The organism is Buttiauxella sp. B2 (genome assembly GCF_006376615.1).
Classification (GTDB): Bacteria; Pseudomonadota; Gammaproteobacteria; order Enterobacterales; family Enterobacteriaceae; genus Buttiauxella.
The window spans coordinates 68,377-90,666 of the sequence record NZ_VEXQ01000004.1 but is presented as its reverse complement, the minus strand read 5'-3'; the positions used below and the strand labels follow the sequence as shown (position 1 = coordinate 90,666).

General features: G+C 50.6%; 20 protein-coding genes and 1 tRNA gene. 11 read left to right on the top strand and 10 right to left on the bottom strand.

Annotated features, from left to right (window positions below):
* Nucleotides 1–175 precede the first annotated feature (175 nt).
* Together asr and fdhD are read right to left on the bottom strand one after the other, a co-directional pair.
* Nucleotides 176–478 (bottom strand): acid resistance repetitive basic protein Asr, encoded by a 303-nt coding sequence (asr, locus tag FH968_RS07025; protein WP_139878431.1) that lies wholly within the window; start codon nt 476–478, stop codon nt 176–178.
* Between the two features lie 126 nt (nt 479–604).
* Nucleotides 605–1,432: a formate dehydrogenase accessory sulfurtransferase FdhD gene (gene fdhD / locus FH968_RS07020; protein WP_139878430.1), complete on the bottom strand. Its 828-nt coding sequence runs from the start codon at nt 1,430–1,432 to the stop codon at nt 605–607.
* Between the two features lie 173 nt (nt 1,433–1,605).
* Here fdhD and fdnG point away from each other — a divergent pair, with 173 nt between their 5' ends.
* From fdnG to FH968_RS06995, 5 genes are all read left to right on the top strand, one after another.
* A complete protein-coding gene (gene fdnG / locus FH968_RS07015) occupies nt 1,606–4,656 on the top strand; it encodes a formate dehydrogenase-N subunit alpha (protein WP_139878429.1) in 3,051 nt (1,016 codons plus the stop codon).
* A gap of 12 nt (nt 4,657–4,668) precedes the next feature.
* A complete protein-coding gene (gene fdxH / locus FH968_RS07010; protein ID WP_139878428.1) occupies nt 4,669–5,574 on the top strand; it encodes a formate dehydrogenase subunit beta in 906 nt (301 codons plus the stop codon).
* The gene (gene fdoI / locus FH968_RS07005) at nt 5,571–6,206 is read left to right on the top strand and encodes a formate dehydrogenase cytochrome b556 subunit (protein ID WP_139878427.1); all 636 of its coding nucleotides are present in this window, start codon (nt 5,571–5,573) and stop codon (nt 6,204–6,206) included. Before fdxH ends, fdoI begins: the two co-directional genes overlap by 4 nt.
* Nucleotides 6,203–7,132, top strand: a complete 930-nt coding sequence (gene fdhE / locus FH968_RS07000; RefSeq protein ID WP_139878426.1) for a formate dehydrogenase accessory protein FdhE — start codon at nt 6,203–6,205, stop codon at nt 7,130–7,132. The genes fdoI and fdhE overlap by 4 nt, the downstream gene beginning before the upstream one ends.
* A gap of 465 nt (nt 7,133–7,597) precedes the next feature.
* Entirely contained in the window at nt 7,598–8,515 is a 918-nt protein-coding gene (locus FH968_RS06995) for an alpha/beta hydrolase (protein ID WP_139878425.1), read from the top strand.
* A gap of 41 nt (nt 8,516–8,556) precedes the next feature.
* Here FH968_RS06995 and FH968_RS06990 read toward each other — a convergent pair whose 3' ends face one another.
* Complete coding sequence (locus FH968_RS06990; RefSeq protein ID WP_139878424.1) at nt 8,557–8,778, bottom strand: YgdI/YgdR family lipoprotein; 222 nt, start codon at nt 8,776–8,778, stop codon at nt 8,557–8,559.
* 131 nt (nt 8,779–8,909) lie between these two features.
* On the bottom strand, nt 8,910–11,234 hold the full coding sequence (gene yicI / locus FH968_RS06985) for an alpha-xylosidase (RefSeq protein ID WP_139878423.1): 2,325 nt from the start codon (nt 11,232–11,234) through the stop codon (nt 8,910–8,912).
* A 479-nt stretch (nt 11,235–11,713) separates the two neighbouring features.
* Here yicI and FH968_RS06980 point away from each other — a divergent pair.
* Nucleotides 11,714–11,808, top strand: a tRNA-Sec gene (locus FH968_RS06980).
* A 362-nt stretch (nt 11,809–12,170) separates the two neighbouring features.
* Here FH968_RS06980 and FH968_RS06975 read toward each other — a convergent pair.
* Nucleotides 12,171–12,785: a hypothetical protein gene (locus FH968_RS06975; RefSeq protein WP_139878422.1), complete on the bottom strand. Its 615-nt coding sequence runs from the start codon at nt 12,783–12,785 to the stop codon at nt 12,171–12,173.
* A gap of 200 nt (nt 12,786–12,985) precedes the next feature.
* Between FH968_RS06975 and FH968_RS06970 the strand changes: the two genes are divergently transcribed.
* Nucleotides 12,986–13,282 carry a hypothetical protein gene (locus FH968_RS06970; protein WP_139878421.1) on the top strand — a complete coding sequence of 99 codons (297 nt, stop codon included), beginning with the start codon at nt 12,986–12,988 and terminating at the stop codon, nt 13,280–13,282.
* Between the two features lie 16 nt (nt 13,283–13,298).
* Here the strand turns inward: FH968_RS06970 and FH968_RS06965 are convergent, their stop codons facing one another.
* On the bottom strand, nt 13,299–13,934 hold the full coding sequence (locus FH968_RS06965; RefSeq protein WP_139878420.1) for a Vat family streptogramin A O-acetyltransferase: 636 nt from the start codon (nt 13,932–13,934) through the stop codon (nt 13,299–13,301).
* Nucleotides 13,935–14,421: 487 nt separating this feature from the next.
* On the opposite strand from FH968_RS06965, the gene tisB reads away from it, so the two are divergent.
* Nucleotides 14,422–14,511: a type I toxin-antitoxin system toxin TisB gene (tisB, locus tag FH968_RS06960; RefSeq protein ID WP_139878419.1), complete on the top strand. Its 90-nt coding sequence runs from the start codon at nt 14,422–14,424 to the stop codon at nt 14,509–14,511.
* Between the two features lie 248 nt (nt 14,512–14,759).
* A complete protein-coding gene (emrD, locus tag FH968_RS06955; RefSeq protein WP_139878418.1) occupies nt 14,760–15,944 on the top strand; it encodes a multidrug efflux MFS transporter EmrD in 1,185 nt (394 codons plus the stop codon).
* A gap of 53 nt (nt 15,945–15,997) precedes the next feature.
* On the opposite strand, the gene FH968_RS06950 is transcribed toward emrD, so the two are convergent.
* From FH968_RS06950 to dsdC, 4 genes are all read right to left on the bottom strand, one after another.
* On the bottom strand, nt 15,998–16,720 hold the full coding sequence (locus FH968_RS06950; RefSeq protein WP_139878577.1) for an amino acid ABC transporter ATP-binding protein: 723 nt from the start codon (nt 16,718–16,720) through the stop codon (nt 15,998–16,000).
* Entirely contained in the window at nt 16,707–17,471 is a 765-nt protein-coding gene (locus FH968_RS06945; RefSeq protein ID WP_139878417.1) for an amino acid ABC transporter permease, read from the bottom strand. Before FH968_RS06945 ends, FH968_RS06950 begins: the two co-directional genes overlap by 14 nt.
* Before the next feature lie 43 nt (nt 17,472–17,514).
* Nucleotides 17,515–18,294 (bottom strand): basic amino acid ABC transporter substrate-binding protein, encoded by a 780-nt coding sequence (locus FH968_RS06940; RefSeq protein ID WP_139878416.1) that lies wholly within the window; start codon nt 18,292–18,294, stop codon nt 17,515–17,517.
* 129 nt (nt 18,295–18,423) lie between these two features.
* Nucleotides 18,424–19,347: a DNA-binding transcriptional regulator DsdC gene (gene dsdC, locus FH968_RS06935; protein ID WP_139878415.1), complete on the bottom strand. Its 924-nt coding sequence runs from the start codon at nt 19,345–19,347 to the stop codon at nt 18,424–18,426.
* 227 nt (nt 19,348–19,574) lie between these two features.
* Here dsdC and dsdX point away from each other — a divergent pair, with 227 nt between their 5' ends.
* On the top strand, nt 19,575–20,912 hold the full coding sequence (gene dsdX / locus FH968_RS06930) for a D-serine transporter DsdX (protein WP_139878414.1): 1,338 nt from the start codon (nt 19,575–19,577) through the stop codon (nt 20,910–20,912).
* 18 nt (nt 20,913–20,930) lie between these two features.
* The gene (gene dsdA, locus FH968_RS06925) at nt 20,931–22,259 is read left to right on the top strand and encodes a D-serine ammonia-lyase (RefSeq protein ID WP_139878413.1); all 1,329 of its coding nucleotides are present in this window, start codon (nt 20,931–20,933) and stop codon (nt 22,257–22,259) included.
* The last annotated feature ends 31 nt before the right edge of the window (nt 22,260–22,290 follow it).

Here is a 22,290-nt window from a genome sequence, read left to right as displayed (position 1 = left end):
AGCCTGCCAAATTCAGACCGGCACAGAAATAGAAAATATTTTGTTGTTGGGAAAATTACTTAATCGCAGTGATGAGAATACTTCGGAATTACGCGAGGTTTATGGCTTTACTTTAGTGAAAAAAACACCCGGCAAGCCGGGTGTTTTTAATAATGAGGATGCTCAGATTGCAGACTTACGCAGCTGGTTTAACCGCTGGTTTTGCTGCTGGCGCTACTGGGGTAGCCGCTTTTTTGTGGTGCTTTTTGGCAGCCTGGGCTTTCTGAGGAGCAGCCGGGGTTGCTGATGTAGTTGCTTTTTTGTGGTGCTTTTTAGCCGCTTGCGCTTTCTGGGCTACAGGGGCTGCTTTGTGGTGTTTCTTATGGTGCGTAGTAGTGGTGTGTTTTGCTGGAGCAGGCGCTGCGGTGGTATCAGCGGCGAAAGCGACAGAAGACAGACCCATTACAGCGACAGCAATCAGAGTTAATACTTTTTTCATTTTAATAGTCTCGTATTTGTTTATGAGTGGCCGGTCGGCCCGTTGAAATAACTCTATTCCAATAAACAAATACCTTCCGTGAGTGATTGGTGTCGGCACGTAACGATATGTACAAAGCGTGTATTTTTACGCTTTCAACCGCTCCGGATGCGTATAAACCGTCGCACGGCCAGGTTTACTAAAGCCCACCAGCGTCAGATTGCAGCGCTGTGCGACTTCTACCGCAAGCGTTGTAGCCGCAGAAACAGCAAACAAAATTTCTACACCGCACTGGGCCGATTTTTGCACCATCTCATAGCTTGCGCGGCTTGAGACTAAGACCGCACCGTTATGCCAGCCACTGCGGGCTCGCGCCCCGAGCAGTTTATCCAACGCCACATGGCGGCCAATGTCTTCTTTGCCATCCAGAATAGTGCCGTTTTCGTTAAGCCAAAGTGCGGCATGCGTACAACCGGTGAGTTGCCCAACCGGCTGGTAATCACGCATCTGGATTAAGGCTTCATCCAATTTGTTCAAATCAAAAGTTTGTGTGAAAGGCAAAGGTGTAATAGGGCGGCCAATATCATTGAGTTGTTCAACGCCACACACGCCGCAACCGGTACGGCCAGCAAGTGAGCGGCGGCGTTCTTTCAGCCCCATAAAGCGACGGCTCGAAAGCTCGATGTGTACTTCTAAGCCGTTACAAACGGCCGAGACATCAATACCGTAAATGTCTGCGGGGGATTCAATGATTCCTTCAGATAAGGAAAAACCTAACGCAAACAGTTCCAGATCTTTAGGCGAGGCCATCATGACCACATGCGAAATACCGTTGTAGACCAACGCCACCGGGACTTCTTCAGCCAGCCAGTCGCCTTTAGCCTGGAGTAAATCGTGGCGCTGCCACAACTCTATTGTCCGCGCGCCAGTGACGGCGTTCACAATTTTGTCCTGATTTGGGTCTGATTTGTTCACTTTGTCTTAACCTGATTGGAACAGCCTTAATTCTAATGTGGTATTCTGAAGCACTACCCCTTTGGGATGAGGGGTTATTACCAGTTTCGCTTTGATTGTGAACCTTTGCGGCATAGACCGCAAAAAATACACCAAAATAAGTCATGTGAAAAATGTCGAAAAAAGGAGCACCCATGCAGGTCAGCAGAAGGCAGTTCTTTAAGATCTGTGCTGGCGGTATGGCAGGGACTACGGCAGCGGCTCTGGGTTTTGCCCCAGGCGTTGCGCTTGCGGAAACTCGGCAGTACAAACTACTGCGAACCCGTGAAACCCGTAACACCTGCACATACTGTTCCGTCGGTTGTGGGCTATTAATGTACAGCCTCGGTGACGGCGCGAAAAATGCCAAAGCATCCATCTTCCATATCGAGGGCGACCCGGACCATCCGGTAAACCGCGGTGCACTTTGCCCTAAAGGCGCTGGTCTTGTGGATTTCATTCACAGCGAAAGCCGCCTGAAATTCCCGTCATACCGTGCGGCCGGATCCGATAAATGGCAGCAAATCAGTTGGGAAGATGCCTTTGACCGCATCGCCAAACTGATGAAAGCAGACCGCGACGCTAACTTTATTGCCCAGAACGAACAGGGAACCACGGTAAACCGCTGGCTCTCTACCGGCATGTTGTGCGCCTCTGCATCCAGTAATGAAACCGGCTATTTAACCCAGAAATTTTCCCGCGCCCTCGGCATGCTTGCCGTGGATAACCAGGCGCGTGTCTGACACGGACCAACGGTAGCAAGTCTTGCTCCAACATTTGGCCGCGGTGCGATGACCAACCACTGGGTTGATATTAAGAACGCCGATCTTGTTATTGTCATGGGTGGGAACGCAGCTGAAGCGCATCCAGTCGGATTCCGCTGGGCGATGGAAGCCAAAATCCACAATGGCGCGAAGCTGATTGTTATCGATCCGCGCTTTACGCGTACCGCTTCGGTGGCGGATTTCTATACTCCAATTCGCTCCGGTTCTGACATTGCCTTCTTGTCAGGCGTACTGCTGTACCTGATAAACAACAATAAATTCAACCGCGAATACGTTGAGGCTTACACCAACGCCAATCTGATTGTGCGTGGGGATTACAGCTTCGACGACGGTCTGTTCTCAGGCTACGACGCGGCGAACCGTAAATATGACAAAACTACCTGGAACTATGAGCTGGATGAGAAGGGCTTCGCCAAACGCGACCTGACCCTGAGCCATCCACGTTGCGTGTGGAATCTGCTAAAAGAGCACGTTTCCCGCTACACACCAGACGTAGTTTCCAATATTTGCGGCACCCCAAAAGACGATTTCCTGAAAGTTTGTGAATACATCGCAGAAACCAGCGCAAAAAATAAAACTGCGTCGTTCTTGTATGCACTGGGCTGGACGCAGCACTCCGTGGGTTCGCAAAACATTCGCACCATGGCGATGATTCAATTGCTGCTCGGCAACATGGGAATGGCAGGCGGTGGCGTAAACGCCCTGCGCGGTCACTCTAACATTCAGGGGCTGACCGACCTCGGCTTGTTGTCACAAAGCCTGCCTGGCTACTTGACGCTGCCAAGCGAAAAACAGCCAGATCTCCAGACTTATCTTGCCGCCAACACGCCAAAACCGCTGCTGGAAGGCCAGGTAAACTACTGGGGTAACTACCCGAAATTCTTCGTTTCGATGATGAAAGCCTTCTACGGCGACAAATCCACAGCAGAAAACAGCTGGGGTTATGACTGGTTGCCGAAGTGGGACAAGGGCTACGACGTCCTGCAATATTTCGAGATGATGAACCAGGGCAAAGTGAACGGCTACCTGTGCCAGGGCTTTAACCCTGTTGCATCGTTCCCGAACAAAAACAAAGTCATTGCGTCACTGTCGAAGCTGAAATTCCTCGTGACCATCGACCCGCTGAACACAGAAACCGCGAACTTCTGGCAAAACCACGGCGAGTTTAACGATGTTGACCCGTCGAAAATCCAGACCGAAGTGTTCCGCTTACCATCGACCTGTTTCGCCGAAGAAAACGGTTCTATCGTTAACTCCGGCCGCTGGTTGCAGTGGCACTGGAAAGGTGCGGACGCTCCAGGGGAAGCGCTGAACGACGGCGAAATTCTCTCCGGTATCTTTACCCGTCTGCGTCATATGTACCTGAGCGAGGGTGGTGCAGCACCTGAGCAAGTGCTGAGCATGTCCTGGAATTATCTGACACCCGATAACCCAGCGCCAGAAGAAGTGGCCATGGAGAGCAACGGTAAAGCGTTGCAAGACGTGGTTGATCAGGCAACCGGCGCGGTGCTGGTGAAAAAAGGTCAGCAGCTTAGTTCGTTCGCCCAACTGCGCGATGATGGCACAACCTCAAGTGGCTGCTGGATTTTCGCCGGTAGCTGGACGCCAGAAGGCAACCAAATGGCCCGTCGTGATAACGCCGATCCGTCTGGTCTTGGCAACACGCTGGGCTGGGCCTGGGCGTGGCCGCTCAACCGTCGCATTCTGTATAACCGTGCTTCCGCTGACCCTCAGGGTAAACCGTGGGATGAAAAACGCCGCCTGATTTCCTGGGATGGCGCGAAGTGGAGCGGTGCGGATATTGCAGACTATAGCACTGCGGCACCGGGCACCGACGTTGGGCCGTTCATCATGCAGCCAGAAGGTTTAGGGCGTCTGTTCGCTATCGACAAAATGGCAGAAGGGCCGTTCCCGGAACACTACGAGCCGTTTGAAACGCCGCTGGGTACCAACCCGTTGCACCCGAATGTGGTTTCCAACCCGGCTGCACGCGTGTTTAAAGGTGATCTGGAAGCGATGGGCAAGCCGGACTTATTCCCATATGTCGGCACCACTTATCGTCTGACCGAGCATTTCCACTACTGGACCAAACACGCGGTGTTAAACGCCATCGCGCAGCCAGAGCAGTTTATCGAGATTGGCGAAAAGCTCGCGAACTCACTCGGTATTGCTCACGGCGATACGGTGAAAGTCTCCTCCAACCGCGGCTTTATCAAAGCCAAAGCAGTGGTGACCAAACGTATTCGCCAGCTTGATGTGAACGGCCAGAAAGTGGATACCATCGGGATCCCAATTCACTGGGGTTACGAGGGTGTTGCGAAGAAAGGCTTTATCGCCAACACTTTGACGCCGTTTGTCGGTGATGCCAACACGCAAACGCCTGAATTTAAGGCGTTCCTGGTCAACGTGGAAAAGGTATAACGGAGACGAATTATGGCTTATCAATCTCAGGATATTATCCGTCGTTCCGCCACCAACGGCCTTACTCCCGCGCCTCAGGCGCGGGATCACCAGGAAGATGTCGCGAAACTTATCGACGTCACCACCTGCATTGGCTGCAAAGCTTGCCAGGTGGCGTGCTCGGAGTGGAACGATCTACGCGATGAAATCGGCAGCAACGTCGGGGTGTATGACAACCCGGCGGATTTAACCGCCAAATCATGGACGGTAATGCGATTCTCGGAAGTCGAACAGAACGACAAACTGGAATGGCTTATCCGCAAAGACGGCTGTATGCACTGCGCAGATCCAGGCTGCCTGAAGGCGTGTCCGGCTGAAGGCGCAATCATTCAGTACGCTAACGGCATTGTCGATTTCCAATCAGAACAGTGCATCGGCTGCGGTTACTGCATCGCCGGTTGCCCGTTCGACGTACCGCGCCTGAACCCGGAGGATAACCGTGTCTACAAATGCACTTTGTGTGTAGACCGTGTGAATGTCGGCCAGGAGCCAGCATGCGTGAAAACTTGCCCAACAGGTGCCATTCATTTCGGCTCGAAAGAGGATATGAAAAACCTGGCAGGCGAACGCGTTGCTGAACTGAAAACTCGCGGTTACGACAACGCTGGGTTGTACGATCCGGAAGGTGTTGGCGGTACACACGTTATGTATGTGCTGCATCATGCGGACAAGCCGACGTTGTATCACGGCCTGCCGGAGAATCCGTCCATCAGCCCAACCGTGAAATTCTGGAAAGGTGTCTGGAAGCCGCTGGCCGCTATCGGCTTTGCTGCAACCTTTGCCGCCAGCGTGTTCCACTATGTTGGTGTCGGTCCGAACCGTGCCGATGAAGAGGACGATAACCTGCACCATGACGATGACGAGGTGCGCAAGCCATGAAAAAACAAGTGACCATTCAGCGTTATAGCGCGCCTGAACGTATCAACCACTGGATTACCGCTTTCTGTTTTGTGCTGGCGGCGGTAAGCGGGCTGGGCTTCTTCTTCCCATCCTTCAACTGGTTGATGAACATTCTTGGCACGCCGCAGCTGGCGCGCATCCTCCACCCGTTCGTCGGTGTGGTGATGTTTGCATCGTTTATCATCATGTTTTTCCGTTACTGGCACCATAACCTAATCAATCGGGATGATATCTTTTGGGCGAAGAATATTCGTAAGATCGTCGTCAACGAGGAAGTGGGTGATACCGGGCGTTATAACTTCGGCCAGAAATGCGTATTCTGGGCGGCGATTATTTTCCTGGTGCTGTTGTTAGTGAGTGGCGTGGTTATCTGGCGTCCTTACTTCGCGCCTGCTTTCCCAATCCCGTTGATTCGTGTCGCCCTGATGGTGCATTCATTTGCCGCAGTGGCATTGATTGTGGTTATTATGGTCCACATCTACGCCGCCCTTTGGGTGAAAGGCACGATTACTGCGATGGTGGAAGGCTGGGTCACAACGTCCTGGGCGAAGAAACACCATCCGAAATGGTATCGTGAAGTTCGCCAGAAACAGGAAAAACGATCGGAATGAGTATTCGCATAATCCCGCAAGACCAGCTTGCGACGAGCGATAAACGTACGGCGGAGATGATCCCGCCGTTATTGTTCCCCCGGCTGAAAAATCTCTACAACCGCCGCGCAGAACGCCTGCGCGAGCTGGCTACCGATAATCCTCTGGGCGATTTTTTGCGTTTTGCCGCACTTATCGCCCACGCGCAGGAAGTGGTGCTGTACGACCACCCGCTGCAAATGGATTTAACCGGGCTGATTCAGAAATCCTCTGAAACCGGCAAGCCACCGTTGGATATTCACGTTCTGCCGCGCGATCCGCACTGGCAGCGCCTGCTCAATTCGCTAATTGCCGAGCTGAAACCAGAAATGGACGGCCAGGCGCTGGCAGTTATCGAGAACCTCGAAAAAGCGTCTTCGTTTGAGCTCGAAGAGATGGCAACCGCTCTGTTCAACGCAGATTTTGCGTTAGTAAGCAGCGATAAAGCGCCATTCATTTGGGCTGCGCTGTCGCTCTACTGGGCGCAAATGGCAAGCATGATCCCAGGTAAAGCGAAAGCAGAATACGGTGAACAACGCCAGTTCTGCCCGGTTTGCGGATCGATCCCGGTTTCCAGCGTTGTGCAAATTGGCGGCACCAGTGGCCTGCGTTATTTGCACTGCAACCTGTGCGAAACCGAATGGCACGTTGTGCGTGTGAAATGCAGCAACTGCGAGCAAACCCGCGATTTGAACTACTGGTCGCTGGACAGCGAGCAGTCAGCGATTAAAGCGGAAAGCTGTGGCGACTGCGGCACTTACCTGAAGATTTTATATCAGGAAAAAGATGCCAAAGTGGAAGCCGTAGCCGACGATTTAGCCTCGCTGGTACTGGACGCACGCATGGAACAAGAAGGCTTTGCCCGTAGTAGCATCAACCCTTTCCTGTTCCCAGGTGAAGGGGAGTAAGTTATTAGCGGTGGATGTCGCTTGCGCTAATCCACCCTACAATTTCGGCTTTGTAGGTCGGATTAGCGTTAGCGACATCCGACATTTACATGACGTTCAAGCCAGTAGCTACTCAGTCTCTTTACCTATAGCGTTATATTCAAAGGAATCATCCCGGTCGAATTCCGCACAAACCAAATGCACTATCCCTGGCGGTTTTAGCTGACTCTTCTTTCGACAAATTTCGTTCCATGGCATCTCCTGTTAGAGCTATCAAATAGCATCCCTGGTTTTAATTCCGTCTAAATTTCAACCTCACCTCGCCCCAAAGAATACATCTATCACTCGAAATTAAAATGGTTTGATTTACCAACATTTCATTTCTTCGAGGCTCTTTCCAGAATCTTCAATTGGTGAAAAAACCAGCTTCACCAGGTGCTGAAATCGGCGTATAACTGGTTATTCATACAGTAAAAGGAATTCATTATGGCACTCGAACCTGCTATTGCCGACTTGGTAGAAAAGTTTATCGCCGCCGGACGTTCTTCTTCACGAGAACAGTCTATGGACGAGCGCCGTGCTGGATATATCGCCAGTGCCGTATTGGCTGGAGGCGCAGAACAACGCGTTAATGTCGAAGAACGAGAACTCGAAGGTATAACGTTGCGAGTGGTTTCGCCGTTAAAGGCTAGAGGGATATTACCGACCGTTATTTATTATCACGGCGGCTGTTTTGTCAGTGGTGGCTTTGCCACGCATGAAAAGCAACTACGCCAGCTGTCGTTTTTCAGCGGCTGCCGGGTGATTGCGGTGCAGTACCGTCTGGCACCCGAACATATTTACCCAGCAGCACACAACGATGCGGAACTAGCCGCAAATGCTATCTGGCAGCACGCTCAATTGTTGGGTGTCGATCGCGAAAAGGTGACATTGGCTGGCGACAGCGCAGGCGGTCATATTGCACTGGTTACGGCACTGCGCCTAAAAGCTGCCGGGAACTGGCGGCCTGCAAACCTGATGCTGATTTACCCAATGCTGGATGCCAGTGCACAATCGGCTAGTTATCAGCAACATGGTGATGACTATGTGATTACACGGGACACGCTCTTGAGCGGGTTTGAAGCCTATTTACCGCACGTGGATAAACTACACCCAGAAGCCAGCCCGTTATGGCGTGAAGATTTTTCCGGGCTTCCACCCGTTCACATCATCACAGCCGAGTACGACCCGCTGAGAGATGAGGGTGAGTTGCTTTATAACCGGTTGACACATCAAGGCGTGCCTTGCACCTGCCAGCGTTACCTCGGCGTAATTCATGGTTTCTTTCAATTAGGTGGCATCAGCCAAACAGCGCGGGATGCTATGCGGGATATTGCGTGGCGAGCAAGTCATTCTGAAGAGTGATTCCAGCCAACATACGCTGGCTGGTATTTTAGCAGGAAGAGTCAGTCTTTCTTAATCATATGCATGATTTCATTGCTGTTGATCTGCCGCTCATTACCTTGTTCATCAGTGTAGCTCGTCATACCCGTGTCTTTGTCTATTTCCGGTTTACCCTGGGTAACAATCATGTCGCCACGTTTGGTGGACATAATGTAGCTACTTGAACAAGCTGTGGTCGTCAGCGCAACGGCGGCTAGCAGCAGTATGGATAAGATTTTTTTCATAGTATTACATCCCTTTTTTAATGGGCGGGATTGTATCTCTTTGAAGCAAGACAGATTGTTAATGAGTATTGCGAGGAGTAATGACAAGTATTTGGCTCCCCCCTGAATGGAAAGGAGCCTGGGGATAAATATTACAGCTCAATCACCAAACGCGATTCGTGCGAATCTGGTGCAATCACCACTCCCTGCTCACCCACAATGCTGCGGCCTTGCTTAACGCTCTGCACCTTGCCGATATTGCGCAAGCACAGCGTCCAGTTTTTCGCCTGGCCTTCACCTTGCACCGTCAGTGAGTTGCCTTCTCGCTTAACTTTCAGCGTGTAGATAATTGAACCGTCTGTTGCCGGGACTTCGCAGATAGCCTCGCGTCCATTGTCCAAATTAAACAACTGGAAGGCGGTACCTTCGTGCCATGCGTAATCCGGTTTTTGGTCGTTGTTGCCCAACGCTAACAGCGTGTTGTCACGCACGTACACTGGCAGGCTTTGGAAATCATGTTTCTCTTTATGCCAGCGGCTGCCTTGTGCCTCAGCATTGTTGAACAGATGCGTCCAGCGGCCTTCTGGTAGATAAAATTGCACATCGCCCGCTTCAGTGAACACCGGTGCAACCATCACCGAATCGCCCAGCATGTACTGGCGGTCGAGATAATCGCAACCAGGATCGTCCGGGAACTCCAGCATCATGGCACGCATCATCGGCGTACCGAATTCTGCTGCTTGTGCCGCCTGGCGATACAGATACGGCATCATGCGTGATTTCCACTGCGTGAAGTGGCGCACCACATCGCAAGCTTCATCGTCATACGCCCATGGCACACGGTACGATTTACTACCATGCAGACGGCTATGGCTGGAGAGCAGCCCAAACGCACACCAGCGTTTATAGACATGGGCTGGTGCAGTATTTTCAAAGCCGCCGATGTCGTGGCTCCAGAATCCGAAACCAGACATCCCCAGTGACAACCCACCGCGCAGGCTTTCCGCCATGGATTCATAGTTGGCGTAGCAGTCACCGCCCCAGTGAACTGGGAATTGTTGCGCGCCAACCGAAGCCGAACGAGCAAACAGTACCGCTTCTTCGTCGCCAAGTTCTTGTTTGAGCACGTTCCACACCAGTTCGTTATAGATGAACGCATAATGGTTGTGCATTTTCTGTGGGTCGCTGCCGTCGTGCCACACCACATTCGTTGGGATGCGCTCACCGAAGTCGGTTTTAAAGCAATCCACACCCATGCGTACCAGGCGTTTCAAGTGTCCTGCATACCATTCGCACGCCGCCGGATTAGTGAAATCAACAATCCCCTGCCCTGGCTGCCATTTATCCCACTGCCACACCGCGCCGTTCGGGCGTTTGAGCAGATAACCTTTTTCCATGCCTTCGCGGAATAGTGGGGATTTTTGGCCAATATACGGGTTAATCCACACGCAAATTTTCAGACCACGCGCTTTCAGGCGTTTCAACATGCCTTCCGGGTCCGGGAAAGTCACCGGATCCCACTCAAAATCGCACCACTGGAAGGCTTTCATCCAGAAGCAGTCGAAGTGGAAGACGTGCAGCGGCAAATTACGCTCGGCCATGCCGTCGATAAAGCTGTTTACCGTCGCTTCGTCGTAATTGGTGGTAAATGAAGTGGTGAGCCACAGGCCAAAAGACCACGCTGGCGGCAATGCCGGGCGGCCAGTGAAGCGGGTATAACGGTCAAGCACCGCTTTTGGTGTCGGCCCGTCAATCACAAAGTATTCGAGGTATTCGCCTTCCACACTGAACTGCACTTTGGAAACTTTTTCGGAACCCACTTCAAAGGAAACACATTCGGGATGATTAACCAGCACACCGTAACCACGGTTGGTGAGGTAGAACGGGATGTTTTTGTAGGATTGCTCAGTGCTAGTACCACCGTCGCGGTTCCAGGTTTCTACCGTTTGGCCGTTTTTCACCAGTGCAGTAAAACGTTCGCCGAGGCCATAAACAGTTTCGCCAACACCTAAATCCAGGCGCTCGAACATATGCGTATTACCGCTGTTACCGTCCTGTACGTAGCCGTTGTTTTTGAATGCACTACCAGTGATGCGCACGCCGTCACGCAGGAAATCCAGCGCCCAGTCGTTGCCCTTGGTCACACGCACAGCCAGGTTGCCACTTTTCAGCTCAGCGAACTCAGCGGTGTTTTGCATTGTGACTTTCACGTCTTGCAAGACGTTGAGCGGGTAATGTGGGCCGTTATTCACCGCCCCCTGGAAGTGTTCAATACGCACACCGACAATACCTTCCTGCGGTGAGAGGAAGCGCAACGTAAACAGTGGTGTATCAAGCTGATTGCCACGTTCGCTGACATCTTTCGTGCCCGCATACACCACCATCTCGTTGCCGTTTTGCTCCACGTCGAACACCTGAATCGGGTGAATCAACGCAAGCCCAGGCTGGATGAGCCAGTTACCGTCACTAATTTTCATTATGCAGTCCTTTAAATGCTGAAATTCTTTGGAGGTGGCGGGCCAACTGAGCGGATAACCGGCTGGCGCGGCACACCTGGCAAGAATGAGCGTGATATTTTGATGTATGCCCTAACTCATTCGACCTGCATCGCGGCGGCAAATGAACGATTCCCGATAAGCTTACATAGGTAAGTGATTCGGGTGAGTGAGTGCAGCCAACTAAGATGCAGCTCGAATGAGGACGGGCATAACGGTTGTAAAGCATCAGGAGAAAGGTCGGAATTCTAATTTCTGGTTATCAGATTACGTTTCTTGATAAGTGTGAGCGGAGTCGCTCTCTTTGCAGGCTAAGATTTGCTAAACGAGTGGTTTGTGAACGATTTAATTGATCCGGCTAATAGTATTGGAGGAATCATTGGGGAAACGGGAAAGCATTGTTTGGTAAGCGCAAAAAACTCGGTATACTGCGCACCGCCTCCATGTAGCAATCGAGGCTAGGAAGATCGTCGTCTCCGGTGAGGCGGCTGGACTTCAAATCCAGTTGGTGCCGCCAGCGGTGCCGGGCAGGTTCAACTCCTGTGATCTTCCGCCATTTTGTTAGCAGCGCTTCAATTACCGGTCAAATAGCATACCAGGAGAAATTATCAGTGCATCCAAATAGGATATATGCAATTTTAATTGCATAATGTCTGAAGCTACTTACCAGGATGACACCCTTCATTAGTAATATTATCTATATCTAATTAAAAGTTCATTTGTAGTTATGCTAATTACCCCCAATCTTTATCTATAAATAAACCTAACTTGCTACAACTATAAATTTTATTATCAATAAATATTAAAAAACAATAAATATTACAAAAAAGACTATAGCACCCCATAAATACCTACTAATAATTATATTAGCTCATGATTTAGCTAATAATAAAACAACCATTAGTCAGCGTTCAAAACTCACATCGGCGGCGTCAATCCGTCTTTGCCAACCGAAACACCGCGGGCGACCAGTTTGCCGTTATCGTCTTTCACCGTGTGCAGCACGACTTTAGCTCCCGCCTTCAATAGCGATTTATCACCTGGGGTAATCAGCACCACCGGTACGTCATCCGGCACGATCACCGTTTTCTCCTGGTCTTTAACCTTCACTGTCATGGTACGGCCCTTGCTGTTCACCAGTTTACCGACAGTACCGTTGGTCATGGTGTTCACGTTGCCATCAGCCGACTCAAAGGGGTTGAACCCTTCACCAGAGCCACGCAGGCTTGGTGCAAACACATGAACTTCCAGCGCTTTTAGCGTGCCATCAGACTGCACTACAGCCGCGGTTCCAATAAAACTATCAGGCTTGATGTCACTCATTTTCGCCTGGCTGACGCTATTCACTTTCGTGCTGTCTGTAAGCCCAACAGAAAGCTTTTCACCCTGCCGCGTGGTGATTTCGAGCGAATTGCTAGTCACGGCATCAATGGTGCCGCGTGTCGGTTTAATCACATTATCAGGTGCAGCCATGGCCCCAACGCTCAGCAACAGCGCGCTCAGTAACAAGGCGGAAAAACGATGCTTAATCATGTTTCTCTCCAGGATTCAGTTCACGAATGATTAGCAAGCTCATTAAGGGTAATCCGCAAATGAAAGCTCGCGAGAAAAGTGGTTGGAAAGAGTGTGTTTAAACATTTCGTCGAATTGAGTTGCGGCATACAGTCGCAGGAATATTTTCCGTGCTACGCTGCATATTCACCGTCTTCAATCGCGCTGTTTCAGGAAGAAATATGGCTTACAAATATGCTCTGATGTTGCTTATCCCGCTCGCTATTTCCGGCTGTTCTTCGGATACCTCAGGTTACGACGGGCATCGCACACATAGCCCATCTGAAGCAGACGACGCGTTTATCCGCACACAACACCCTGATCCCTACTACAACCGCGAAAATTTAACCACAGAACAGCGTCGGGCAATAAGTGAGCAAATGCGCGCGGATAGGTTGGAAGCCAGAGGACGCATGGATAACAGCACCGACAGCGGCGATGGTTTTGGGCAGTCAGTTCCACACGGCTATTTTAATTAGCGCAACGGCTGGCAATTCAGCGCCCTTTTTCCAATAAACTCGAAATATCTCCTGAAACGATATCTTTCAGATGCTGGCTAATTTTTTCGACCGGCCAGTCCCACCAGGCTAATGCTTCTAGCCCTTCAATATCTTGCTGCGGGAAGCGCGTCTTAATCACTTTCGCTGGGTTGCCACCCACAATACTGTAAGCCGGTACATCAGCTGTGACTACCGCTCGGGAAGAGATGATTGCACCATTGCCAATTTTCACGCCCGGCATAATCAGCGCTTCGTAGCCAATCCACACGTCATTGCCAATCACCGTGTCGCCTTTGTAGGGCAAGTCATCCGGCGCGGGCATGACCTGTTCCCAGCCATTGCCAAATATTTGAAACGGATAAGTAGAAATGCCGGAAAGCTTATGGTTCGCGCCATTCATAATGAACTGTACACCTCTAGCGATGGCGCAGAATTTGCCAATGATCAGTTTGTCGCCAAGAAAGGGGAAGTGATAGAGCACATTGCGCTCAAAATTTTCTGAATCTTGCAGATCATCATAATAGGTGTAATCGCCGACGATGATGTTCGGATTGGTGATCGTATTTTTAATAAAACAAACCTGCGGAAAACCTTCCATTGGATGCTTATTTTTAGGATCGGGTCCGTGCATTCAATGCTCCTGTTCAGAAAATTTAATATCCAATTTATATACAGCGAACGATGTGCAGTTTCTGCGAGGCAGGCACAAAAACAAAAAACCCCGCTGGTGAGGCGAGGTCTTTTGTTTTACTGCAAAGTGCCGGTTTCTGCATTGCACATCTAGAAACATCAACCCCCAAAATATACGACGAAACCCACAGCGGTGCAAATACTTGCTGCTATTGTGAGCAAATCATAAATATTCTGCTTGCGAAGTTGTTCGCACTTTCATCATTATACTGTTTATTTATACAGCATAATGAGTATACTGATGATGTTGATAGAGATGTGACTTGAGGCCGCAATCCGCCGCGAAATACAAGTCCTGGCTGAAACGGGTGGTGCCGTCAGTGCCTTAACCTCAGAGAGCACATCTAGAAATATCAACAAATTCAGCGGACTACAGGCAGCGGAAAGGCGCGTACGTTGAAAGTGCTCCTGGCCACAGGAGAAAACGTATGGGATTGATGGAACTGGCTATTTTGTTTCTGAAACTCATGGTTGCGTTGTTGCAACTGCTTGAAGTCGCCATGAAATACTTCAGGTAATTCATCTTCTTTAAGTCGTACCAAAGGAAGGCGGGAAACCGCCTTCCTTTAATAAACCGCTACTGCCGTTTCGCTGGCAACAAAAATTGCCGATCATGCTTTACATGCTGCCATTTTATCCCTCGATCAAAAAGCATTACGCCATAGGGTTACCTCTCTGGATATGGTAGATTCCTCTCGATTTTTTGGCGTAGTCAGTTTTATACACTGACGATTGGCATCTAAATCCCTACAACACACCTGAGAAAATGAAAAAATTAGCCCATATTCATCTGTTGATGATGTTAATTTTGCTGGTTGCCGTCGGGCAGATGACGCAAACCATTTATATTCCCTCGATTCCTGATATGGCTCACGACTTTGGTGTGCGCAGTGGCGCAATTCAGAGTGTGATGGCCGCCTATCTGCTGACCTACGGCATATCGCAACTTTTCTACGGGCCGATTTCAGACCGCATTGGCCGCCGTCCGGTGATTCTGGCGGGTATGAGCATTTTTATTCTCGCCACAATTTGGGCGCTGTTTACCACGAGCCTGTCGGCGCTGGTAATTGCCAGTGCGTTACAGGGAATGGGAACCGGCGTTGCAGGCGTGATGGCGCGAACCATGCCACGCGACCTTTACGAAGGCACATCGCTTCGTTATGCCAATAGTTTGTTGAATATGGGGATTTTGGTCAGCCCACTGCTGGCTCCGGTGATTGGCGGGATGCTCGATTCAGTATGGGGCTGGCGTGCTTGTTACGGTTTCCTGCTGGTGCTGTGTGCCATTGTAGCCTTCTGCATGCTGCGCTGGCTGCCGGAAACTCGCCCGGTCCAGGCTAAACCTCAGCGTCTGGTGGCGAGCTATAAAACATTGCTCGGCAATGGTTCATTTAACTGCTATTTGCTGATGTTGGTCGGCGGGCTTGCGGGCGTTGCGGTGTTTGAAGCCTGCTCCGGTGTGTTGATGGGCGGCGTGCTGGGGCTAAATGGCGTGGTGGTGAGTATTCTGTTTATTCTGCCAATTCCTGCGGCGTTCTTTGGTTCCTGGTATGCCGCCCGCCAGAGCGTACGGTTTTCATCGCTGATGTGGCAGGCTGTGTTGAGTTGCCTGTTTGCTGGCATTTTAATGTGGATCCCAGGTTGGTTCGGCGTGATGAATATCTGGACCCTTCTGGTGCCTGCCGCGCTGTTTTTCTTCGGTGCCGGAATGCTGTTCCCACTGGCAACCAGCGGTGCAATGGAACCGTTTCCGTTCCTTGCAGGTACTGCGGGCGCGTTGGTTGGCGGGCTGCAAAATATTGGTTCAGGGGCGATGGCCTGGTTTTCCGCGTTGCTGCCGCAAACCGGGCAATTCAGCTTAGGTATGTTGATGACGGCAATGGGCGTGTTGATTTTATTCTGCTGGCTGCCGCTGTCGCATAAGTTTCAGCAGTATGAAGAAGCGGTTTAATTTTTACCTTCATCCTCTCCCTAAAAGGGAGAGGATGAAGGGGGTGTACAGGGCTAAAGCACCTTACTCAAAAACTCTTTAGTACGTGGGTTGGTCGGGTTACTGAATAGCTGCGACGGTGGTCCCTGTTCCTGAATCACGCCCTGGTCTATAAACACCACGCGGTCAGCGACTTCACGGGCAAAACCCATTTCGTGCGTCACGATAACCATCGTCATGCCTTCCAGTGCCAGCTGCTTCATTACTGCCAACACTTCACCCACCAGCTCCGGGTCTAAGGCAGAAGTCGGCTCATCAAACAAAATGATCGACGGTTCCATTGCCAACGCTCGGGCAATCGCAACTCGCTGCTGTTGCCCCCCAGAAAGACTCGACGGCCAGGCATCGATTTTGTCTATCAGACCAACTTTTTGCAGCAGTTTTTCCGCGCGCGTTACGGCTTCGGCTTTCGACAAACCTTTAAGCGACATTGGTGCCATCGTCAGGTTTTCAAGTACCGTCATATGCGGGAATAAGTTAAAGCGCTGGAACACCATGCCCACGCCAGCACGCAGCGTATTCAGGTTGGTTTTCGGATCGTGAACCGCAAAACCGTTCACCAAAACTTCACCGCCATCTGGCTTTTCTAGCGCGTTTAAACAGCGCAGAAAGGTACTTTTACCGGAGCCAGATGGGCCAATCACACACACGACTTCCTGCGGCGCGACATCACATGAAATGCCACGCAGGACATGGGTTTTACCGAACTGTTTCTGTAAATCCTTAACGTGAATCACTTTTGCCAAACCTCTTTTCCATGTGTTGTACCATCAGCGAAAGCATGAACGTCAGCACCCAGTAAACCAGTGAAATCGTCAGGTACGGTTCCCAATAGGTAGCATAAGCGCCCGAAACGGTACGTGCTGCGTAAACCAGGTCAGCCAGACCAATCGCCGAAGCTAGCGAGGAATCTTTTACAATGGCAATAGCGTTATTGCCCAGCGGCGGCAGAATGCGGCGGAACGCCTGCGGCAAAATCACTTTACGCATCGTTTTGCCCCAACCCATACCCAGCGCACGGGAAGCTTCCATTTGGCCTTTGTCGATAGACTGAATGCCCGCACGGAAGATTTCCGAAACGTAAGCCCCCGCGTTAAGCGTAATCGCCACTACGCATGAGAGAAACGCGCCGTATTCAGAGCGGAGTTCGCGGGCAAAATCTGTCGACATCAACCCACTAGTCACCAACATGCCATCTCGCGGGTTGATAAACAGTGGCACCAGTGCGAAGTGAACCACCATAATTTGTACAAACAGCGGTGTGCCACGGAATGCACTCACGTAAACGCGCACCGGCCACTGCACGGCAAAGCGCAATACATGTTTCCATGGGCCATCTTCGGCGTGAGCCATACGACCCAACCCGAGCAGCAAGCCCCAGGTCGTACCTAAAATAACGCAAATGATGGTGCACTTGATGGTCATGAGCGCGCCCTGCATAAAAAGGGGCGCGTATTCTGAGATTATCTCCCAGCGAAATCCGGTCATACCTGTCCTTGTTGGGGCCGAAACGGCCCCAAGTCATACGAAATTATTCAGCGGGGAGGGTTGGAACGTTGCTATCAAACCAGGTGGAATAGATTTTTGCGTAAGTCCCGTCAGCAACGATTTTCTTCAGGCCTGCGTTGATTTTACCCAGCAGCTCCTGGTTGTCTTTCGCCACTGCGATACCGAAATACTGGCGTTCAAATTTATTGTCTTTAACCGCTTTCAGCGCTTTTTCCGGATGGGATTTGATGTAGTACTTCACGACGCCTACATCGCCCACTGCTGCATTAATACCGTCTTCGGCCAGCTCTTGCAGCATCAACGGTGTGTTATCAAAACGTTTGATGTCGGTACTGTTTTTACCTAGCGTGTCGGAAACCACAGTGTCGCCAGCGCTTGAGTTCACCACGCCCACTTTCAGGCCTTTGAGCGCGTCAACGGAATCTACTTTGGAATCGTTCGGCACCACGATGGACTGCTCTGCTGGGAAATAGGGTGCCGAGAAATCGACCATCGCTTTACGTTTATCGGTGATTGTGATGCCAGAAATGATGATGTCGCGGTCACCGGAATTCAGCGTGGCGAAAATACCTTCCCATGGCGTGTTAACCAGTTTGATGTCAAAACCTTCTGCTTTAGCGATGGCTTTGATGATGTCGATATCAAAACCTTCCAGTTGCTTCTGGCTGTTTTCAAATTCAAACGGGCGGTAAGTCCCACCTGATCCCACAACATAGGTTTGTTGTGCGGCATAAGCGGATGAAAGAACGGCGGAAACCACACACCCGGCGAAAACCACTGATTTTGCAAACTTCCTGAACATTTTGCGCTCCGTTAAATTATTTATGCACTTTATTTGCATAAAAATACATAAATTGACGAGCCGCTTCAACTGAAAGTTACAACTAACTCGTTTTTTCGGAATGTGATTGAAGGTGTTGCACTACCAAAATCAAATCTGAGATTGCAGCCATTGAATAAACGCTTCAATTTTTGGCCATTGCCGCCCCGGGAGCGTGGTGGCGTAATAATGCTGATGGCACTTCAATGTCTTTTCGCCAAAAGGCGCGACCAGATCACCGCGATCCAACCATTTTTGCACCAACCTTTTTCTCCCCATAGCCACACCCACCTGGTTTACAGCGGCAATCACCGCTAAATCTGAGCGATCGAATCCAATGCCTGATGAAGAGGGCAAACTGACTGAAAAGTGTTGCGCCCAACTGTGCCATTCGTCGGTACCCGAATCGTTACTCCATGCCTGCCTGTCATGCAGCAGCGTGCAATTTCGCAAATGTGCGGGTTTGTTTTTTAACTCAAAACGCCGTGCGTATTCCGGGCTACAAACCGGCAAGATAGCTTCATCCATCAAAAAATGATGGGTTAAGTGCGATGAAGGTTCATCGTCAAAATAGAGCGCCAAATCAACACCTGCACGCTGTAAATTCACGTTGTCGTTGCCAGTGAGAATGGTCAGTGAAATGGAAGGATATTGCCGCGTAAAATCCCCCAGCACGGGCACCAGCCAACACTGAGCAATGGAAGGACGCGAATAAATAGTCAATAAACCCGATAGCTCCTGGTTTTTGATATCCAGAATTTCCTGGTTGAGCGTATCCAGTGAAGATTTTAATGCCCAGAAAACACGCTTACCTTCATGAGTCAGTTCCACTTTGCGATGCGAACGCACAAATAACTGGATCCCCAACTCCTGCTCAAGCTGATTAATTCGGTGGCTGACCGCGCTCGAACTTAGTGAAAGTTCTTCTGCCGCCAGGGCGAAGGATTGATGCCGCGCAGCAACTTCAAACGTATAGAGTTTGGATAACTGCCAGCCATTGAGTAAGCGATTTCTGACTTCACGAAGCGGGTCCATAGCGGCCTTTGGGTAAGTTAACCTGGCTCATATTGTAAAAAGATTCACGGTGATCCTCAGTTTTAAGATGCAAAAAATTGAACCAAAGTCTAATTTCAGCTCCATTTTACAACCTGAATCACTCTTTTGAATCAATCCACATCATCTGAAAGGCTATTTATATCGTTTGTCAGCCCGTGGCGATTTTTATCCAATAGCGGCAGATAAATCGCTCAACGAGGTGGGATATGGAATCTCAGATCTGGGTTGTAGGTACGCTGCTTAGTAGCATCATTTTGATTGTGTTAACCATCGTAAAACTGAAGTTTCACCCTTTCCTCGCATTACTGCTGGCCAGCTTTTTTGTCGGCACGATGATGAGCATGAGCCCACTGGATATGGTCAACGCCATTGAAAGCGGCATCGGCAGTACCTTAGGGTTCCTCGCCGCGGTTATCGGCCTGGGTACAATTTTGGGCAAGATGATGGAGGTCTCCGGCGGGGCCGAACGTATTGGTCTGGCATTACAGCGCTGTCGCTGGTTGTCTGCAGACGTCATCATGGTTCTGGTGGGGTTGATTTGCGGTATCACGCTGTTCGTGGAAGTGGGCGTGGTTCTGCTGATCCCACTGGCGTTTTCTATCGCGAAAAAGACCAATACCTCTCTGCTGAAACTGGCGATACCATTGTGTACTGCATTAATGGCCGTGCATTGCGTTGTTCCACCACATCCGGCGGCACTCTACGTCACCAACAAGCTGGGGGCGGATGTCGGCACCGTGATTGTTTACGGTTTGCTTGTAGGATTGACCGCATCTCTGGTTGGCGGGCCGTTATTCCTGAAATTAATTGGCAATCGTCTGCCGTTTAAAGCCGTACCTGCCGAATTTTCTGACCTAAAAGTACGTAATGAGGAATCATTACCTTCACTTGGTGCGACGCTATTTACCGTTTTGCTGCCCATCGGCCTGATGCTGGTCAAAACCGTCGCCGAGCTGAATATGGTGAAAGGCGGGACTTTGTATACGGTACTGGAGTTTATCGGTAACCCGATTACCGCCATGTTTATCGCCGTATTTGTCGCCTATTACGTCCTTGGATTACGCCAGCATATGAGCATGAGCACAATGCTGACGCATACGGAAAATGGCTTCGGTTCTATCGCCAATATTTTGCTGATTATCGGTGCTGGCGGGGCGTTTAACGCCATCCTTAAAACCAGTGGTCTGGCGGATTCGCTAGCGGTGTTGCTGTCTAACTTGCACATGCATCCCATTTTACTGGCATGGCTGGTCGCTTTGATTTTGCACGCCGCAGTAGGCTCTGCAACTGTTGCGATGATGGGGGCAACCGCGATTGTCGCTCCAATGCTGCCTCTGTATCCCAACGTTAGTCCGGAAATTATCACGATTGCTATCGGCTCCGGTGCAATTGGTTGCACCATCGTGACTGATTCACTGTTCTGGCTGGTGAAACAGTATTGCGGTGCAACACTCAACGAAACATTTAAATATTATACAACGGCGACATTTATCGCCTCTCTGCTGGCACTGGGCGCTACGTTCCTGCTTTCATTTATCATCTAAGCGCAAAGAGATTGTCTTATGAAAAACGCTGAAATAAATACTTTAATTCAACAGTTTCCACTGGTTAGCGAGCTCGTTGCTCTGCAAGAAACTCGTTGGTTCAATCCAGCAACCACAACGTTTGCCGAAGGCTTGCCTTATGTCGGTCTGACAGCTGAAGATGTGCAGGATGCCCATGATCGCCTGACTCGTTTTGCCCCTTATCTGGCGAAAGCATTCCCGGAAACGGCAGCAACTAAGGGTATTATCGAGTCAGAACTGGTGGCCATTCCGGCAATGCAAAAACGCCTGGAAGCAGAGTATCTGCAAAAAATCCGCGGCCAATTGCTGTTGAAAAAAGACAGCCATTTACCCATTTCAGGCTCGATTAAAGCACGCGGCGGAATTTATGAAGTCCTGACACACGCCGAAAAACTGGCTCTGGAAGCCGGGCTGCTCACAACCGAAGATGACTACAGCAAGTTGCTGACACCTGAATTTAAAGACTTCTTTAGTCAGTACAGCATCGCCGTTGGCTCAACCGGCAACCTGGGCTTATCCATCGGCATCATGAGCGCCCGCATTGGTTTTAATGTCACCGTGCACATGTCCGCTGACGCCCGCGCATGGAAAAAGGCAAAATTGCGCAGCCATGGCGTTATCGTGGTTGAGTACGAGCAAGATTACGGTGTGGCCGTTGAACAAGGCCGCAAAGCAGCCGAAGCCGATCCCAACTGTTTCTTTATCGATGATGAAAACTCCCGCACGCTGTTCCTTGGCTACTCAGTTGCAGGCCAGCGCCTGAAAGAGCAGTTCGCACAGCTTGGGCGCATTGTTGATGAGCAACACCCGTTGTTTGTCTATCTACCGTGTGGAGTAGGCGGTGGGCCTGGTGGCGTGGCATTTGGCCTGAAAATGGCATTCGGCGATAACGTTCACTGCTTCTTTGCCGAACCAACTCACTCACCTTGTATGCTGCTTGGGGTTTATACCGGCCTGCACGATGCGATTTCCGTACAAGATTTAGGTATTGATAACGTTACTGCTGCCGATGGCCTGGCGGTAGGGCGCGCTTCTGGGTTTGTAGGAAGAGCAATGCAACGCCTGCTCGACGGTTTCTATACCCTTGAAGACCAGACGATGTACAGATTGCTCGGCTGGCTGGCAGAAGAAGAAAACATTTACCTGGAGCCTTCTGCACTAGCCGGTATGCCTGGCCCACTGCATGTTAGTGCTGATGCGAGTTACCATCAGATGCACAACTTCACCGCTGAACAACTGCAAAACGCGACTCATATCGTTTGGGCGACAGGCGGCGGGATGGTGCCAGAAGAAGAGATGGCACAGTACCTGGCGAAGGCTAAATAGCGCTTTCTGGAAACGCAAACGAGGGTGAGGA

Coding starts and splice junctions, on each gene's coding strand:
- asr (WP_139878431.1), bottom strand. CDS start 478: ATGAAAAAAGTATTAACTCTGATTGCTGTCGCTGTAATGGGTCTGTCT.
- fdxH (WP_139878428.1), top strand. CDS start 4,669: ATGGCTTATCAATCTCAGGATATTATCCGTCGTTCCGCCACCAACGGC.
- fdoI (WP_139878427.1), top strand. CDS start 5,571: ATGAAAAAACAAGTGACCATTCAGCGTTATAGCGCGCCTGAACGTATC.
- fdhE (WP_139878426.1), top strand. CDS start 6,203: ATGAGTATTCGCATAATCCCGCAAGACCAGCTTGCGACGAGCGATAAA.
- FH968_RS06995 (WP_139878425.1), top strand. CDS start 7,598: ATGGCACTCGAACCTGCTATTGCCGACTTGGTAGAAAAGTTTATCGCC.
- FH968_RS06990 (WP_139878424.1), bottom strand. CDS start 8,778: ATGAAAAAAATCTTATCCATACTGCTGCTAGCCGCCGTTGCGCTGACG.
- yicI (WP_139878423.1), bottom strand. CDS start 11,234: ATGAAAATTAGTGACGGTAACTGGCTCATCCAGCCTGGGCTTGCGTTG.
- FH968_RS06975 (WP_139878422.1), bottom strand. CDS start 12,785: ATGATTAAGCATCGTTTTTCCGCCTTGTTACTGAGCGCGCTGTTGCTG.
- FH968_RS06970 (WP_139878421.1), top strand. CDS start 12,986: ATGGCTTACAAATATGCTCTGATGTTGCTTATCCCGCTCGCTATTTCC.
- FH968_RS06965 (WP_139878420.1), bottom strand. CDS start 13,934: ATGCACGGACCCGATCCTAAAAATAAGCATCCAATGGAAGGTTTTCCG.
- tisB (WP_139878419.1), top strand. CDS start 14,422: ATGGGATTGATGGAACTGGCTATTTTGTTTCTGAAACTCATGGTTGCG.
- emrD (WP_139878418.1), top strand. CDS start 14,760: ATGAAAAAATTAGCCCATATTCATCTGTTGATGATGTTAATTTTGCTG.
- FH968_RS06945 (WP_139878417.1), bottom strand. CDS start 17,471: ATGACCGGATTTCGCTGGGAGATAATCTCAGAATACGCGCCCCTTTTT.
- FH968_RS06940 (WP_139878416.1), bottom strand. CDS start 18,294: ATGTTCAGGAAGTTTGCAAAATCAGTGGTTTTCGCCGGGTGTGTGGTT.
- dsdC (WP_139878415.1), bottom strand. CDS start 19,347: ATGGACCCGCTTCGTGAAGTCAGAAATCGCTTACTCAATGGCTGGCAG.
- dsdX (WP_139878414.1), top strand. CDS start 19,575: ATGGAATCTCAGATCTGGGTTGTAGGTACGCTGCTTAGTAGCATCATT.
- dsdA (WP_139878413.1), top strand. CDS start 20,931: ATGAAAAACGCTGAAATAAATACTTTAATTCAACAGTTTCCACTGGTT.